This window comes from Ruegeria sp. CK3, assembly GCF_056536565.1.
Map to the genome: position 1 here is coordinate 51,913 of NZ_JBQFPV010000010.1, position 15,817 is coordinate 67,729.

Annotated in this window: 16 protein-coding genes and 1 riboswitch; of the genes, 2 read left to right on the forward strand and 14 right to left on the reverse strand. The window is 62.5% G+C overall.

Annotation, left to right across the window (positions count from 1 at the left end):
* Positions 1–43: 43 nt before the first annotated feature.
* From ACR0C3_RS16075 to cbiE, 7 genes are all read right to left on the reverse strand, one after another.
* Positions 44–502 carry a DUF302 domain-containing protein gene (locus ACR0C3_RS16075; RefSeq protein ID WP_480759419.1) on the reverse strand — a complete coding sequence of 153 codons (459 nt, stop codon included), beginning with the start codon at positions 500–502 and terminating at the stop codon, positions 44–46.
* 77 nt (positions 503–579) lie between these two features.
* The gene (cobF, locus tag ACR0C3_RS16080; protein ID WP_480759420.1) at positions 580–1,323 is read right to left on the reverse strand and encodes a precorrin-6A synthase (deacetylating); all 744 of its coding nucleotides are present in this window, start codon (positions 1,321–1,323) and stop codon (positions 580–582) included.
* Positions 1,316–2,044 (reverse strand): uroporphyrinogen-III C-methyltransferase, encoded by a 729-nt coding sequence (gene cobA, locus ACR0C3_RS16085; RefSeq protein WP_480759422.1) that lies wholly within the window; start codon positions 2,042–2,044, stop codon positions 1,316–1,318. The genes cobF and cobA overlap by 8 nt, the downstream gene beginning before the upstream one ends.
* Positions 2,041–3,369, reverse strand: a complete 1,329-nt coding sequence (locus ACR0C3_RS16090) for a cobyrinic acid a,c-diamide synthase CobB (protein WP_480759423.1) — start codon at positions 3,367–3,369, stop codon at positions 2,041–2,043. The genes cobA and ACR0C3_RS16090 overlap by 4 nt, the downstream gene beginning before the upstream one ends.
* Positions 3,362–4,156, reverse strand: a complete 795-nt coding sequence (gene cobM / locus ACR0C3_RS16095) for a precorrin-4 C(11)-methyltransferase (protein ID WP_480759425.1) — start codon at positions 4,154–4,156, stop codon at positions 3,362–3,364. The genes ACR0C3_RS16090 and cobM overlap by 8 nt, the downstream gene beginning before the upstream one ends.
* Positions 4,153–4,521 carry a cobalamin biosynthesis protein gene (locus tag ACR0C3_RS16100; protein WP_480759427.1) on the reverse strand — a complete coding sequence of 123 codons (369 nt, stop codon included), beginning with the start codon at positions 4,519–4,521 and terminating at the stop codon, positions 4,153–4,155. Before ACR0C3_RS16100 ends, cobM begins: the two co-directional genes overlap by 4 nt.
* The gene (gene cbiE, locus ACR0C3_RS16105; RefSeq protein WP_480759429.1) at positions 4,518–5,717 is read right to left on the reverse strand and encodes a precorrin-6y C5,15-methyltransferase (decarboxylating) subunit CbiE; all 1,200 of its coding nucleotides are present in this window, start codon (positions 5,715–5,717) and stop codon (positions 4,518–4,520) included. Before cbiE ends, ACR0C3_RS16100 begins: the two co-directional genes overlap by 4 nt.
* On the opposite strand from cbiE, the gene ACR0C3_RS16110 reads away from it, so the two are divergent.
* Positions 5,716–6,480 (forward strand): cobalt-precorrin-6A reductase, encoded by a 765-nt coding sequence (locus ACR0C3_RS16110; protein WP_480759430.1) that lies wholly within the window; start codon positions 5,716–5,718, stop codon positions 6,478–6,480. The genes cbiE and ACR0C3_RS16110 overlap by 2 nt on opposite strands.
* On the opposite strand, the gene cobJ is transcribed toward ACR0C3_RS16110, so the two are convergent.
* The 7 genes from cobJ to ACR0C3_RS16145 are packed head-to-tail and all read right to left on the reverse strand — an operon-like array spanning position 6,453 to position 14,423.
* On the reverse strand, positions 6,453–7,205 hold the full coding sequence (gene cobJ / locus ACR0C3_RS16115) for a precorrin-3B C(17)-methyltransferase (protein WP_480759431.1): 753 nt from the start codon (positions 7,203–7,205) through the stop codon (positions 6,453–6,455). The genes ACR0C3_RS16110 and cobJ overlap by 28 nt on opposite strands.
* Positions 7,202–7,930, reverse strand: coding sequence for a precorrin-2 C(20)-methyltransferase (locus ACR0C3_RS16120; RefSeq protein WP_480759433.1), 729 nt, complete (start codon positions 7,928–7,930; stop codon positions 7,202–7,204). Before ACR0C3_RS16120 ends, cobJ begins: the two co-directional genes overlap by 4 nt.
* Positions 7,927–8,556, reverse strand: coding sequence for a precorrin-8X methylmutase (locus ACR0C3_RS16125; protein ID WP_480759434.1), 630 nt, complete (start codon positions 8,554–8,556; stop codon positions 7,927–7,929). Before ACR0C3_RS16125 ends, ACR0C3_RS16120 begins: the two co-directional genes overlap by 4 nt.
* Positions 8,556–9,695: a cobalamin biosynthesis protein CobG gene (locus tag ACR0C3_RS16130; protein ID WP_480759436.1), complete on the reverse strand. Its 1,140-nt coding sequence runs from the start codon at positions 9,693–9,695 to the stop codon at positions 8,556–8,558. The genes ACR0C3_RS16125 and ACR0C3_RS16130 overlap by 1 nt, the downstream gene beginning before the upstream one ends.
* Positions 9,692–12,985 (reverse strand): cobaltochelatase subunit CobN, encoded by a 3,294-nt coding sequence (gene cobN / locus ACR0C3_RS16135; protein ID WP_480759438.1) that lies wholly within the window; start codon positions 12,983–12,985, stop codon positions 9,692–9,694. Before cobN ends, ACR0C3_RS16130 begins: the two co-directional genes overlap by 4 nt.
* Positions 12,986–12,990: 5 nt before the next feature.
* On the reverse strand, positions 12,991–14,046 hold the full coding sequence (gene cobW / locus ACR0C3_RS16140; RefSeq protein ID WP_170700242.1) for a cobalamin biosynthesis protein CobW: 1,056 nt from the start codon (positions 14,044–14,046) through the stop codon (positions 12,991–12,993).
* Positions 14,043–14,423 (reverse strand): DUF1636 family protein, encoded by a 381-nt coding sequence (locus ACR0C3_RS16145; RefSeq protein WP_170374172.1) that lies wholly within the window; start codon positions 14,421–14,423, stop codon positions 14,043–14,045. The genes cobW and ACR0C3_RS16145 overlap by 4 nt, the downstream gene beginning before the upstream one ends.
* Positions 14,424–14,506: 83 nt before the next feature.
* Positions 14,507–14,710, reverse strand: a riboswitch (cobalamin riboswitch).
* 26 nt (positions 14,711–14,736) lie between these two features.
* On the opposite strand from ACR0C3_RS16145, the gene ACR0C3_RS16150 reads away from it, so the two are divergent.
* On the forward strand, positions 14,737–15,807 hold the full coding sequence (locus ACR0C3_RS16150) for an NAD(P)-dependent oxidoreductase (protein WP_480759439.1): 1,071 nt from the start codon (positions 14,737–14,739) through the stop codon (positions 15,805–15,807).
* Positions 15,808–15,817: the final 10 nt, after the last annotated feature.

A 15,817-nucleotide genomic window follows, 5' to 3' on the forward strand; every position in this document is an offset into this window, starting at 1 on the left:
TCTGACACACCAGCAAGAGGCAAGCGGGTTCACATCAGTGTGACTATTTGACGGCTGTTTCCGCGATGGATTGAAACTTTTGGTCCAGTTCTGCGGCAATATCGGACAGGGCCTGACCGCCCTGATCCGCGTAAGGCTCAAACACAAAGCTGGGGGTTTTGTAGGACAAGCGCGCGGTGCCGTCATCATTTTCGGTGACATACAGGCGAATCGGCGCCTCGATCATCGCTGCGGTCGAGGTTTCGAGTACCCGCACCGCATAGTCGTTGTTGAATACGCCGATCACGCGATTGCCCGGAATGGTGATCCCACGGGCCGCCGCCGCTTTGGTCGGCCCGGCCTGAGTGACAACGATCAGCCCGTGTTCCTTGACGGCGGCCTTGGTGTCGGCAAGCAGCGCGTCATAGGATTTCCCCGTGTCATGAACCGCCCATCCCGGCAGGGCCTGATCCGCCAGGGCAGGCGAGGCCAACAAGTAGAATACAGCGCAGATCGCTCTCATCACAGGGTCTCCGTCTTGTTGGTGCCCGACTAGAGCAGGTTTCGCCCATCGCTGCATTCACATTTTCGTATGCGTGTTCAGGACGACCGTTTTTGCAGCAGGTAGATATCCATGATCCAACCATGATCGGCGCGGGCCTGCGCACGGGTGGTCAAGATGGTCTCGGCCGCCTCATCCAGCGGGCCGTGGATCAGGATCTCTTCCTTCATGCCTACATAAGCGCCCCACCAGATATCGAACGCCTCCATGTCCAGAGCCTGGAACGAACACTCACCGTCCAGCATCACGGCAACCTTGGTGGCGTCCGAGGGCCAGCCTTCGTCGCGAATACGACGGCCAGTTGTCACCACATAGGGCGCGCCTATGTCGTTGATGGGAATGGCATGGGCTGCTGTCAGTGCCTGTAGCGCGGTAATCCCAGGAATCACCCGTTTGCGCGGTTGTGGGTCCAGCCGCGCTACAATGCGAAGCGAGCTGTCGTAAAGCGATGGATCCCCCCAGATCAACAGCGCGATCTTCGAGGCCTCAGGATGCCCCGCCATCGCTTCTTGCCAGCGCAGGGCAATAGCATCGTGCCACTCATCCACACCTTGCAGATATCCGTCGTCCGAGCGGCGTTTGGGGATATCGAAATACGCTATCTGCGGAGGGGTCTCAGTGACCTTGTCGACGATCTCCTCCCGCAGTCCGGCCAGATCGGCTTTGTTCTCACCCTTGCGCGGGATCAGGATCAGATCCGCCTCGCGGATTGCCTGCGCGCCTTGCAGGGTCACGTGATCGGGGTTGCCGGTGCCGATGCCGATCAGAGACAGCTCATACATCCTCGAACTCCGCCAATGGACCATAGAGGATCAGGGCAGGCGCGGTTCCGATCTCGGATTTCAGCGTTTCGGCCAGCGCGCCTATGGTCGAGCGGTGCAGCTTCTGATCCGGTGTGGAAACGGATTCCGCCATCAGCGCGGGCGTATCCAGCGGCAGGCCGTTGGCATTTAGGGCCTCGACCAGTAGCGGAAACGTCCGTTTGCCCATGAACACAACGGTGGTCGCCGCCGCATCAGCCAAAGCGGTCAGATTCAGATCGGGGGGCAGCTGCCCGCTGACATCGTGGCCAGTGACGAACTGTACCCGCCGGGCCGTCAACCTGCGGGTCAACGGAATACCGGCAGCTGCTGCGGCTGCGATGGCAGAGGGGACGCCTGGAATGATCTCATAATCGATCCCGGCAGCACGCAGGGCGACGATTTCTTCCTCAAGCCGTCCGAACATGCCGCCATCGCCAGATTTCAGCCGCACGACCCGTTGACCGGTCTGCGCGTATTCCACGAGCAGACGGCTGACATGATCCTGTTTCGGCGAGGGTCGCCCGGCCCGTTTGCCGACGCCCACAAGATCAGCATCCGGTTGCGCGTGGCTCAGAATGGGTCCGCTGCTCAGATCGTCGAACAGCACGGCGTCGGCCTTCTGCATCCGGTCCACGGCCTTCAGGGTCAGCAATTCCGGGTCTCCCGGACCGGATCCGATGAATGAGACAAACCCGCTCATGCCGAGGCCTCGGCGATGAGGTGAAAGAAGGTCCCGGTGACGTTGCCTCGGCGCGATCCGGTCTGCGGGCCTTCATCCCCTTCGGCATCGAACACACGCGCCAGCGGTGCATCTGGCTGTTCGATGATCGAGGAATAGTGGAACTCATGCCCCCGCAGCGATGCGCCTTGCGCAAAACCCGGCATCGGAGCCAGCAGTTCGGCCCGACGATACCCCAGATTGAATTTGCGCTTCTGGTACGAGGTCTGCAGCCCCAGCAATCCAGCCATCTGGTGCGGTACGCCCTCTTTGTCGATCAGAACCTCCCCAAGGGTCATGTAGCCACCGCATTCCCCATGCACCGGCTTGGTCTCCGCGTGTTTCCGCAAACCGGTCAGGAACGTGCCCGCGGCAGTCAAAGTGCCTGCGTGCAGCTCCGGATACCCACCCGGCAACCAAACCAGATCGGCATCATCGGCGGGGGCTTCATTGGCCAATGGCGAAAACGGCAGGATCTCGGCCCCCGCTGCGCGCCATCCCTCCAACAGATGCGGATAGGTGAACGAAAAAGCCGCATCCCGGGCCAATGCGATTCGTTGCGCCGGAGGCCGCGGCAGCGCGGCTGACGATGGCCCTTTGGGGCCTGAGGAAACCGCTAGTTTGATTGCCTCAAGGTCCACATGCTCCCGCAGGAATGCCGCATAACCCACAATGGCACTTTCCAGATCGGGATGCTCAACCGCTTGGATCAACCCCAGATGGCGTTCCGGCAGAGTCAGGTCTCCGCGACGGGGCAATACGCCCAGAACCGGCAGGCCTGCCCGTTCCATACCCAACCGTGTCAACCGCTCATGCCGAGGGCTGGCGCAGCGGTTCAGGATCACTCCGGCAAAGGGCAGATCGGGGTTGTACATCTTGAACCCCAGCGCGGTCGCCGCTGCCGATTGGGCCTGACCGCCCACGTCCAAAACCAATACAACGGGCCAGCCCATGCGTTGCGCGGTTTCGGCACTGGACCCGTGGCCCAGCTCGCCGGGTTTGGCGACGCCATCGAAAAGACCCATCGAGCCTTCGGCCACCACGATATCCGCCCCTTCGGCCTGATCCGAGATCGTGCCAAGCAGCCCGTCGCCCATCGCCCAACTATCAAGGTTGAACGAAGCTCGCCCCGCCGCCGCGCGGTGAAAGGCCGGGTCGATATAGTCGGGGCCACTCTTGAACGGCTGCACGATCAGGCCATCCTCGGCCAGCGCCCGCAACAGGCCCAGCATCACGGTGGTTTTGCCGGTCCCTGAAGAGGGCGCGGAGATCAAAATGCCCGGAGGGGTCGTCATCGCGTCATTCATCCTCGGGGCTCCAGCTTGACCACGGGCTGTCCGCGCTCTGTGGGCGGTAGCGGCGGTCGTAGTCTTTCGAATACAAGCAGCTCTCGTCGAATCCTTCACCCGCCAGTGCAGGCCCGACCATGATCAACGCGGTGCGCGAAATGCTCTCATCCAACGCCTCCTTGAGGGTGGCCAATGTCGCGCGGATGATCCTCTCATCCGGCCAACTGGCCCGGTAGACGACCGCTACGGGGCAGTCCGCGCCATAGGCTGGGCTCAGATCGGCAATCACCTTGTCCAGATTTCCGATCGACAAATGAATGGCCAGGGTCGCGCCGGTGCGGGCGAAGTTCTCCAGTGTTTCGCCTTCGGGCATCGAGGACGCACGGCCCGGGGTGCGCGTCAGGACCACCGATTGCGCCAGGCCGGGTAGGGTCAACTCTGTCCCCAAAGCCGCCGCCGCCGCCGCGAAGGACGGCACGCCCGGGGTAACGCTGACGGGGATGCCCATCTCTTTCAGACGGCGGATTTGTTCACCCATTGCCGACCAGACCGACAGATCGCCCGAGTGCAGGCGTGCCACGTCTTGACCCGCCTGATGCGCCGCGTCGATCTCGGCCATGATCTGATCCAGATCCATAGGCGCGGTGTTGATGATCTTCGCGCCGTCGGGGCAGTGGCCCAGTATCTCTTCGGGCACCAGAGATCCCGCATAGAGGCAAACGGGGCAGGAGGCGATGATATCGCGCCCACGCAGGGTCAGCAGATCGGCGGCGCCCGGTCCGGCGCCAATGAAATGAACGGTCATGAGTGTCCTCCGATGGCAATGGCGCATGTCGCCAGCCCGTCGTCCGAGATATGTCTGGGTGAAAGAAGCCGCGCGCCAGTTCCGGCGGCGGCCAATGCGGATGCTTCGGCCACGCTGCCAGTGCCATAGGTGGCGCGGCTGCGGTTCGAGCATGTCAGGGTGCGCTGCCCGGCCAGATCGGCTGCGGCAACGAAATGCAAGGGCAGGGCAAGGCCTTCTGCGAAACTGGCCAGAGCCAGATGACCCTCTTTGTCGGCAACGGTTGCCAAGGCTTGAACGTCATGATCAACGGCAGCGGCGTCATAAGCCGTGCGCAGGCTGTCCACTGTTGCGCTTGATGAAAAGCCAAGGCCTGCGACGATCATAGCGTCACACTCCATTGCACGACCGGATAGGCCGATTTCCATCCGCGCCGAGGGCCGAGCGGTGCCGAGTGCGCAAGCTCAATCCGCAAAAGATCTCCGCCCAATTCTTCGTGCCAGCGGGCCAGCAGCGCTTCGCTTTCCAAAGTAACGGCGTTGGCGACCAAGCGGGCGCCTGATGGAAGGGCATTGCGCAGCCACGCCAAGAGATCGGCGCTGAGACCGCCTCCAATGAACACAACATCGGGCAGAGGCAGACCTGACAGCGCATCCGGCGCCGTACCGTGAACGACATTCAACCGATCTTGCCCCAACGCATCGGCATTGCGCCGGATGCGTTCGGCACGATCTACGCGGGGTTCGATGGTTGTGGCCGTCAAGGTCGGATCACACATCAGCCATTCAATGCTGATCGAGCCCGTGCCGCCGCCAATATCCCACAGATGCTCGCCGCGTTGCGGGGCCAACGCCGACAGGGTTAGCGCTCGAATGGGGCGTTTGGTGATCTGGCCGTCGGTTTCGAAAATACCGTCGGGCTTACCCGAGGCCTTGGGAAAAACGCGCCCTTCGCCCGCAACCTCCAGCCCGACGCAGACCGGGTGATCGAACGTGCCCAGAAGCGCTTCGGTCAACGAGACCGAGCGCGCGCGTTCACGCGGGCCGCCCAATGCCTCCATCACGTGCAACTGGGTATCGGCGAACCCGGTCTCAGTCAGATAGGTGGCAAGTTCCGCAACGGCCGCACCATTGCGCAACAGGATGATCGCGCGAAGCCCCGGAGAAAGGTGTGGTCGTAAACGCGTCAGAGGAGCGGCGTGTAGGCCAAAGGTCTGGGTGCCCTCTAACGGCCAACCCAAACGCGCGGCGGCCAGCGAAAAGGTCGATTGGCCGGGTCGCGCGGTCCACTCGGCGGCCTCGAAATTGCGTGCAATCACCGAGCCCGCGCCGAACCAGAACGGATCGCCCGAGGCCAGAACCACCGTCGCACGGCCCCTAAGCCCGGTCAGGATCGGCAGACCGTCGGAGAACGGCACCGGCCAATCGATCCGCTCAGCCCCTGTTTCCGGCACCAGCGAAAGGTGGCGCGGCGGGCCCATGATGACCTCGGCCCGATCCAGCACTTGACGGTTTGCGGGCGACAGGCCATCAAGCCCATCTTCACCCAGACCCAGAACGGTCAGCCACGGAGTATCAGACATGACCAACCTCCTGATCCCCAATGTGCTTGTTCTGGGCGGCACGACCGAGGCGAACGCTCTGGCCAAAGCCGTTTCCGAACATGGGCTTGCGGCGACCTATTCCTACGCGGGACGGGTTGAGAAACCGCGCCCGCAGCCCTTGCCGGTTCGGGTCGGCGGGTTTGGCGGCGTGCAGGGTCTGGTTGCTTACATCCGCGACAACGGGATCAGCCATGTGATCGACGCGTCGCATCCTTTCGCCTCGCAGATGAGCCGAAACGCGATTGAGGCCTGCTGTGAGGCGCAAACGCCACTGGCCGCGCTGACTCGACCCGCTTGGCGCGCGCAGCCCGGTGATGACTGGCGACACGTTCCCGATATCCCCGCCGCAGTTGATGCGTTGAACGTCGAGGCGCAACGCGTGTTTCTCGCGGTTGGCCGGATGCATCTCGAGGAGTTCGCGGCCCAGCCCCAGCATCACTATCTGCTGCGTCTTGTTGATGCGCCCGATGAACTGCCCTTGCCGAATGCCGACGTGGTTGTCGCCCGCGGGCCGTTTGCCGAGGCCGATGACCGCGCGCTGATGCAGAGGCACGAGACGCAGTTGGTTGTGTCCAAGAACGCAGGCGGCACGGGCGCGCGAGCCAAGCTGGACGCGGCGCGGGCGTTGGGCCTGCCAGTGCTGATGATCGACCGTCCGGTCCTGCCAGAGCGGACCGAGCTGTCGACGATTGCACAGGTTCTGGACTGGCTGGCTCATTCCGGGGTGAACCTCGGGGTGTAGACGATCGGCGCGCCGTCGCGTTTGATCACGCGGGTGCGCGATGATCCGACAATGACCACCGTCTGCATATCCGCCATCTCAGGCGTGGCCTCGGCCAGAGTGGAGATCCGGATCGCTTCGTCCTCGCGCGACACGGCGCGCGCGAAAAGGATCAGACGTTCAGGCTCACATTCTTCACGTAGGATTTCCAACGTCTTTACAAAGCCTTCCGGCCGCGATTTCGAGCGCGGATTGTAAAAGGCCATCGAGAAATCCGCCTGCGCCGCCAGACGTAGCCGCTTTTCGATCAGCGACCAGGGTTTGAGATTGTCGCTAAGGTTGATGGCGCAGAAATCATGCCCCATCGGTGCACCCGCACGGGCAGACGCGACCAGCATCGCCGTAATACCCGGCAGCACGTCGATCTGAAGGTTGCGCCATTCTTCTGGACCGTTCTCCAGCGCTTCGAACACCGCAGCGGCCATCGCAAAGACACCCGGATCACCCGAGGACACAACAACCACGCGTTTCCCCTCAGCCGCCATCTGCAGCGCGTGTTGCGAACGATCGATCTCAACCCGGTTGTCACTGGCATGCAGAGTCAGGCCAGGGCGTTCGGCCACGCGCGCGACATAGGGTATGTAGCCCACCACATCGGTCGCCTCGGCCAGCGCGGCGGAGACTTCGGGCGTGACCAGGTCTTCATTTCCCGGCCCGAGGCCCGCGATCTTGACCCAGCCGCTCATGGCCGTCGTCCCTGACCGTGTACCAGGATGATCGAGAAATAGGGGGTGATCCCCTCACAATTCTCGGACAGTTTGCAGACGCGTTGGTTCGGCATTTGCGCGTATTCCACGATCCACGCCCGGTCATACATCCCGGCGGTCTTTAGCGCACGTTTCACTTTGTCGATATTGCGCCCGATCTTCATCACGACCAGTGCGTCGGTCTGCGCCATGCGTTCGGCCAGAACCTCCTCGGGCAGGGTGGCGGCCAGAACGGTCAGGATATCATCACCCCATGTGATCGGATCGCCGGTTGCTGTCCAAGCGCCGGACATGCCGGTAATGGCCGGGACGACCTCGACGGGGGCGATGTCGCGCAAGCGGGTATAGAGATGCATGAACGAGCCGTAGAAAAACGGGTCGCCCTCGCAGAGAACAACGACGTCTTCGCCCTTCTCAGCAAGGGCTTTCAGATGGTCCGCGCAGTCCTCGTAGAACGCCGCCAACAACTCATTGTAGCGCGGATCGTTCAGAGGGATCTCGGTTGTGACGGGGTATTCCATCGGGAACTCCACCGCGCCTTCCGGGATCATACTGTTGACGATCTTACGTGCCTGACCGCTACGGCCGGGCTTGCGGAAAAACGCCACGTGGCGGGCATTGCGCAGCAGGCGATCGGCCCGCACGCTCATCAGGTCGGGGTCACCGGGGCCGAGGCCAACGCCATATATCTTGCCGGCGCTCATTCGGCGCGGCTCGCGATGGCGTTGATGGCGGCGACTGTGATGGCGCTGCCACCGAGACGGCCTTTGACGATGCAGGACGGCACCGGCTGCGCCTCCCACAGGGCGTCCTTGGATTCGACCGCGCCAACAAAGCCCACCGGGCAGCCGATGATGGCAGCAGGGCGTGGGCAGTTGGGGTCTTCCAGCATGTTCAGCAGGTGAAACAGAGCCGTCGGTGCGTTGCCGATAGCGACCACAGCACCTTCCAGATGCGGGCGCCACAGCTCAAGCGCCGCAGCAGAGCGTGTGTTGCTCATCTCTGCAGCCAGAGGGCGCACGCGCTCGTCATGCAGGGTGCAGATCACCTCATTGTCGGCGGGCAGGCGGAACCGGGTAACACCCTCGCTGACCATGCGCGCGTCACACAGGATCGGCGCGCCGTTTTCCAGCGCGGTCCGCGCGGAGGATACAAAACTGGGTGAGAAATGAACGAATTCTTCCAGCCCTACCATGCCAGCCGCGTGGATCATCCGAACGGCGACCTGCTCTTCGTCGGCGTCGAAACGGGCTAGATCGGCTTCGGACCGGATGGTGGCAAAACTTTCCTTGTAGATCGCCGCGCCGTCGGTTTCGTAAGTGTATGGCATCAGGTGAAGTCCATCGTCATCAGTGTTTCGGGGTTCAGCCCGCGCAGGATTGGCTCATCCCCCGCACGGCCCTGTTTGACAAGATCAAATCGTCCGTTCTGGCCGACTAAAGTCACATCCGCGGGGCCCATCCGAGCGCACCCTTTGGAACACCCAGAGACATGAAGGGTGCCGGCTACAAGTGGGGCCAATTCGCGCGCGATATCGCGGGTTTCCGCTTGCGCCTGCGGGCATAACGGAGCACCGGGGCAGGCGTCGGTGGTCGTCAGCGGGTCGGTGCCGTCCGTGACAAAACCCGGTGCAGGTATCGCCGCCCCGCCTTCCAGCAGGATCAGTCGCCAAGGGGTGACACGCAGGGCAGAGGCACCGCTGTTGCGGATCAGCGCGTGGAGCTCATTTGCGGGCAATTGCCCAAAGGCTGCACCGTAGAGGCTGCCCAGATCGCAAGCCCTCGGTTGCAACGACGCGCCAATTTGTCCGGGGTCGCGGCCCTGCCATTCCGCAGGCAGACCAAAAGCCGCCACGGCCCGGGCCATGCGGCGGGTGTCTGGTGTGAAGACCTCGGCAAACCATGTGGTCAGAGCAATCAGGTGACTAATAGCCTCTGCCTCCGAGACGACACGTCCTGTCTGAGCCCCATCTGCGCGCAGGATCAGCCCATCGGCGGAACGCTCCACCCGGATATCGGCCGAGTCCGCCGCCAGCAGGCGCTCTGGTCCCGTGTCGATGGCAAAGCCGAACTTGGCCGGTAGCGCGGGCAGCTCACTCAGACGGTCGATCAATTCCTGAGTCAGCCGCGCGGTCAAATCGCCCGGCAGGTAAAGCGGTGAGACCAGAATGTTGCGCCGGACCTCAATGCCCGGCTTCACATCCAGCAGTCCAAGCGCGGACAGTTCGGACAGCAATGCCTGGTGTTCACTTTCCTGCACGCCGCGCAACTGCAGGTTCGCACGGTTGGTCAGGTCGATTGTGCCGTTGCCGAATTGCTGGGCCAGTTCACACAAGCCAAGCGCTTGTGGCGCGGTCAGCCGAGCCAGCCGAGGGCGCACGCGCACCACCAGCCCATCCCCAGACATCATCGGTCGGTGGGCGCCGGGGCACCAACCTTGGACGACTGGTTTTGGGGTGGGCGCGCTCATCCCAGCCCCTCCAGATCCGCCCGGATCGAGTTGCGCCGCGTATTCCACAAACCGGCATCCAGCAAGGCGCGGAACCGGTCCTGCATGGCCTGATGGGCCTGCGGATTGGCCTGCTGCAGGAAGGCATCCACATCTTCATCGCCCAGTGTGGCATCGTGGTAGAGGTCGAACAGATGCGGCGCAACGGTGCCCGACAGATGCGCAAACGAGGCCATGTGATCCAACGTCGCCGCGATCTCGGCCGCGCCCCGGAAGCCATGCCGTTGCATCCCGGCGATCCAGTCCGGATTGGCAGCGCGGGCGTGGACGACGCGGCTGATCTCTTCCGGCAAGGTGCGGGCGCGAGGTTTTTCGGGATTGGTATTGTCCAGATGATACAGCTGCGCGGTCCCACCCGTGGCCTTCTTGGCGGCGGCAAAACCGGCCTCGTGCGTGGCGTAGTCATTGGCCAAAAGCAGGTCTGTCTCGGTCAGGTCCTGCAGGTGAACAAAACTGTCGGCATGCGCCACGCGTTGGGTGATGCCCGCCTTGTCCTGAACGATATTCTCACCCTCCAGCGCAAAAGAGCTGGCCTCAAGCCATGCCTCACCCGCCTGTGCGCGCGCCTCGTCGGTGTACACTTCGGACAGTTGGGTCATGTTAACGCCATAGCTTCCGGGAGCGGGGCCGAACACGCGGGCCGACGGTGCCTGACCGGCATAGGGGTTCCAGTCGGTCGCCTCATCCCGCGCGGTCAACGCGCGGATGGCCTGACCGTAAAGCGCCGAGAGGGTTGGGAAGACGTCCCGGAACAGGCCCGACACACGCAGCGTCACGTCCAAGCGCGGGCGGCTGAGATCGGTGATCGGCAGCACCTCGATCCCCGAGACTCGTTCCGAGCCTTTGTCCCAGACCGGTTTCACGCCCAGCAGGTGCAACGCCATGGCGAATTCCTCGCCTGCCGTGCGCATCGTGGCCGAGCCCCACAGGTCTACTATTAGCCCCTTGGGATAGTCGCCTTCTTCCTGAAGGTGACGGCGGACCAGTTCCTTGGCCAGTTTGACGCCTTGGGTGTAGGCCGCCCGCGTGGGAACCGAGCGGGGGTCGGTGGTATATAGGTTCCGCCCGGTCGGCAGAACATCCGAGCGACCGCGATAGGGGGAACCGGACGGCCCGGCCTCGATCCGTTTCCCGGCCAGCGCGTCGATCAGAGCGTTGCGTTCCGCATGGGCCGAAGGCGCGGGGTCGAAAGTACCGGGAACCTCAGGCGCACGGCCATAGATATGCAGCCCGTCGCCGAACTGGCTTTCTTTGATATCGCAGACAAAGCGGTCGATGCGGGTAATCGCCTCGGCGGTGCAGGTGGCCTGATCGAGACCCAGATCGCTTTCCAACCCGATGGCTTGTGCCTCGTCGCGGATATTTTCCTGCAGGCGGTCACGGCGTTTGGGATCAAGCCCGTCTGCGTTCGAGAACTCATCAAGCAGAGACTCCAGACGTACCATACGATCTGGGGTGCCGCTTTCCTTCATAGGGGGCGGGATATGGCCCAGCGTCACGGCCCCGATCCGACGCTTGGCTTGCGCGGCCTCGCCTGGGTCGTTGACGATGAAGGGGTAGATCACTGGCAAGTCGCGGATCAGCGCCTCGGGCCAGCAATTCGCCGACAGAGCAACGGACTTGCCCGGAAGCCATTCCAGAGTGCCATGCGCGCCGATATGGATCAAAGCGTCTGCGCCCAGCCCCTTGCGCAGCCACAGATAGAAGGCGACGTAGCTGTGACGCGGGGTGCGAGACAGGTCGTGATAGTCGTCATTGCGCAGCTCGGGTGTGCCGCGTTCGGGCTGTAGAGCAACGAGCGCGTTGCCTCGGCGCAGGGCGGTGAAGTGGAACGCGCCTTCAGTAAAAACCGGGTCGTCTTCGGGCTTGCCCCAAACGGTTTGGAGATCGGCCCGCAGTTGCTCAGGCAGGTCAGCTAGGGCTGCCTGATAATTTTCCAAAGACCATGAAATGCGCGCGTCCAGCAGGGTTTTCGCAATCGGCTCAGCCGGTGCGGTGCTGTAGCCCTCGGCCTGAAGATCGGCCAGCATCGCCTCGGCCGAGGCCAGCGCGTCGAGGCCCACCGCATGCGCCATTTGCCAGTCCTTGCCGGGATAGGTCGACAGCACCAGCGCGGGCACTTGATCTACCTTGGGCTTGTCATGCAGATTCAACCAGCCGGCGACGCGGTCGATAATCGCTTCGATCCGCTCTTGCTCAGCCCGGTGGGCAAAGCGGGAATATTCCAGATGCGGATCGCGCTTGCCAGGCTCCTTGAACGAGGCAATGCCCGCCGAAATACGCCCGTCCACTTCGGGCAGCACCACATGCATGGCGAGATCGGCGGGGGAGAGGCCGCGTTCCGCCTCGGCCCAAGCCTTGCGGCGGGACGTGGCGAGGGCCATCTGAAATACCGGCACGCCCGCCGCGTCCAAAGGGGATGTACCCGACGAGCCTTTGCCTGAGAAGGAGGTGGCGTTGATGATCGCCGAAGGCTTCAGAGCGACGATGTTGTCACGCAGCCATTCAGCGGCGGCAGGTGCTTTGAGCGAGGGCGCGAATAGGCCCACCGCCTCGAACCCGCGACCCCGTAAGCTGCGGATCACGGCGGCAACAGGGGCGGTATCTGCCGAGGTTAGATAGGCGCGATAGAACGTGACGACGATACGTTTTGCGTCGTCCGAAAAGGCAGTTTCAACCGGAATCACGCCGCGATCAGGACACCACGCGCCAGATTCGGGCAGGGTTTTAGCCCCCATAACCGGGCCGGCGTAAAGCCCCGCCGCCAATGCCATCTGCGCCAAAGCGGCCTGTGCCGCGACTTCACCGCCGGTGTCGCAAAGATGTGCCAGACGGCGCAGGGTCGAGACGGGCAGGGTGGAATATTCATCCAACCGCGTGTCCTCACGCCCGTCGGCAGGAAGGACGGCCAGCGCGATCCCCTTGGCCTGCGCAAGTGACAGAACCTGCTGCAGCCCGTAGGCCCAATAAGGCACACCGCCAATGAGACGGATCAGAATGCCCTTGGCACCCTCCAGCGTCTGTTCCACATAGGTGTCGACGGACAGAGGATGCTTCAACGCCGTCAGGTTCGCCAACCGCATCGTGGGCATACGCCCCTCCGGCCCGCCACCGCGATGCCAGCCCGCCGCGAAAGCGCCAAGGTCGCTGTCCGAGAAGGACAGTACCACCAAATCCGCCGGGCTTTGGCCCAGATCGGTTGGGGTTTCCGTTTCTTCTAACCCGTGGCTTTCGCGGAAGACGACGTGCATGGAGCTTACTCGGCGGCCTCGGTGACACCCGCAAGGATATCGCGGATTTCTGCTTCTTTGATGTCGTCATGCTCGGCGATCACCACCATGCGCGAGCGGCGGTCTTCACCGGGCTCCCACGGGCGGTCGTATTGATGACGCACACGGGCACCAACGGCCTGCACCAGCAGGCGCATCGGTTTGCCTTGAACGGCGGCATAGCCTTTGACGCGCAGGATGTTCAGCTCATTGGCCAGACGTTCGATCTTGGCGACCAGATCGGCAGGATCGGACTGTTCCGGCAGATCAACGATGATGCTTTCGAAATCGTCATGCTCGTGATCGTGGTGACCGTCGTGATGCGATGGACGAGCGTCCATGTCATCCTCGGCTGCAGCCTCAAGACCCAGAACGACGCGGACATCCACAGCACCTTCGGCAACCTCAACCACGGGCAGCGGACGAGGGGCCTCGGCGGCGATGATCTCCTTCGCTTTGGCCACGCCTTCGGGACCGGCCAGATCGGGCTTGGTCAGCAGGATGATGTCGGCGCAGGAGATCTGATCCTCGAACACCTCGGATAGGGGCGTTTCATGGTCGATCGAATCGTCGGCCAGGCGCTGAGCGTCCACCGCTTCGACATTCGGCGCAAAGCGACCAGCGGCGACGGCCTCGGCATCGGCCAGCGCGATCACGCCATCAACGGTGATTTTCGATCGGATATCGGGCCAGTCGAACGCCTTCAGCAGTGGCTTGGGCAGGGCGAGGCCGGAGGTTTCGATCAGGATGTGATCGGGACGCGGCTCCAGCGCCATCAGAGCTTCGATGGTTGGGATGAAGTCATCGGCCACGGTGCAGCAGATGCAGCCATTCGCCAGCTCCATGATGTTCTCCGCTGGGCAATCCGGGATGGCGCAGGACTTCAGAATATCGCCGTCGACGCCAACATCGCCGAACTCATTGACCACCACCGCCAGACGCTTGCCCTGCGGGTTCTGCATCAGGTGCTTCACCAGAGTCGTTTTGCCCGAGCCCAAGAAGCCAGTGATCACGGTGACGGGGAGTTTTTCCAAGTTGCTCATTTCAGGGCTCCAATCGGGGGAATGCGGGCTGCGCAGTTTTTGCGGAAATGTTCGGGGCGTTCGCGCCATTTGACCAAGCCGTCCTCGGTCGCGAGGTACTTGGTAGCGCCGTCAACGATCACGTCGACATGGTCTGTTTCGTTCAGATGTTCATAAACGAAGGTCCAGCGATCCGGGCCGCCGCGCAGCACGATGGAACAGCCCTCGTTGCAGTTCGACAAGCATTCCACGGCTTTCAGGATAATCCCTTCCGGCAGGTCCGCCTGTTCAAGCGCCTTATGCAACAGGGTGCCGGGGCGTTTCGCATCGTCTTCAACGGGCAGCCCGCGACGACAGGTGGTGCAAACCAGCAATTCGACCGGAGCGGTCTCGGTCATGTCTCTCATCCCCCCAAATCCTCATCGTGGGGGACGGGGTTTCATGCGGGTCCCTTGACCCGACACCGGAACACCCCGTCCGGTTTCATCTTCGGGCGTTGGCAGGTCTCCCGGCTTGCGGATGTCAGAGTTGTCCTCTGTCGGATGTCCCACCTTCCCGGCTTTGCGCCAGTGGCTTGGGCACCCTCTCCGGTCACGGTCGCGGGGGCGGCTGCGTTTGGCGGAAAACCCGTTGACGCATTCCCTTTTCATCTGTTCTCACAGACACCAACATGAGGCTCATGCGGCACGCACCTGCAGCTTGTCAAGCGCGATGGAGCTCAGACTGCTGCGGCACGTTGAAAAGCGACCTGCCAGCGTCGCTAGGCGGCATGAACAGGACGCCGATGCATGGTCGCATGGCCTCAAATCGCAAACGGAGGCGAAATCCATGAAAGTAGGTTTTATCGGGCTTGGGAATGTGGGCGGCAAGCTGTCGGGGTCATTGCTGCGCAATGGAATCGATCTGACAGTTCATGACCTGAGTTCCGATCTGGTCGAGGCCTTTGTCGCGCAGGGGGCCAAAGCGGCTGAAAGCCCGGCCCAGATGATGCGCGATTGCGATGCCGTGATCACCTGCCTGCCGTCGCCTGCGGCCTCGGACGCGGTGATGCAGGAGATGTTGCCAGAGGTTGGTCCCGGAAAGATCTGGATGGAGATGTCCACCACTGACGAGGCCGAGGTCAAGCGGTTGGGTGCATTGGTTCTGGAGCGCGGAGGGGCCGCCGTCGATTGCCCTGTCTCGGGTGGCTGTCACCGCGCGGCGACGGGCAATATCTCGATCTTCGCTGGCTGCGATCGCGACACGTTCGAGCGCATTCTGCCCTTCCTGACCACCATGGGTCGGCGTGTTCTGCACACCGGAGAGCTCGGCTCGGCCTCGGTTCTGAAGGTACTGACCAACTATCTGGCCACGGCCAACCTAATCACCTGTGCTGAAGCGTTGGTCACCGCCAAGGCTGCCGGGATGGATTTGAACACCACCTATGAGGCCATCAAGATTTCGTCAGGGACATCGTTCGTGCACGAAACCGAAAGCCAGGTGATCTTGAACGGTTCGCGCGATATTTCGTTTACGATGGACTTGGTGAAAAAGGATATCGGCCTGTTTCAGGACGTCGCCGACCGCGCCGGTGTTCCTTTGGAAATCAATCCGGTGATGATCAAGATCTTTGAGGATGGCATCGCCCGGTTTGGCGAGCGTGAGCTGTCGCCAAACATCATCAAACGCCTTGAAGAAGCCACCGGCTTGGACATTCGCGCACCGGGTTTTCCTACGGAAATGCAGGACGATGAGCCGGAAGAACCAGGGTACGAAGTCGTGCCTCAGGGGCGTTCCTCCTGAAAACTGATTT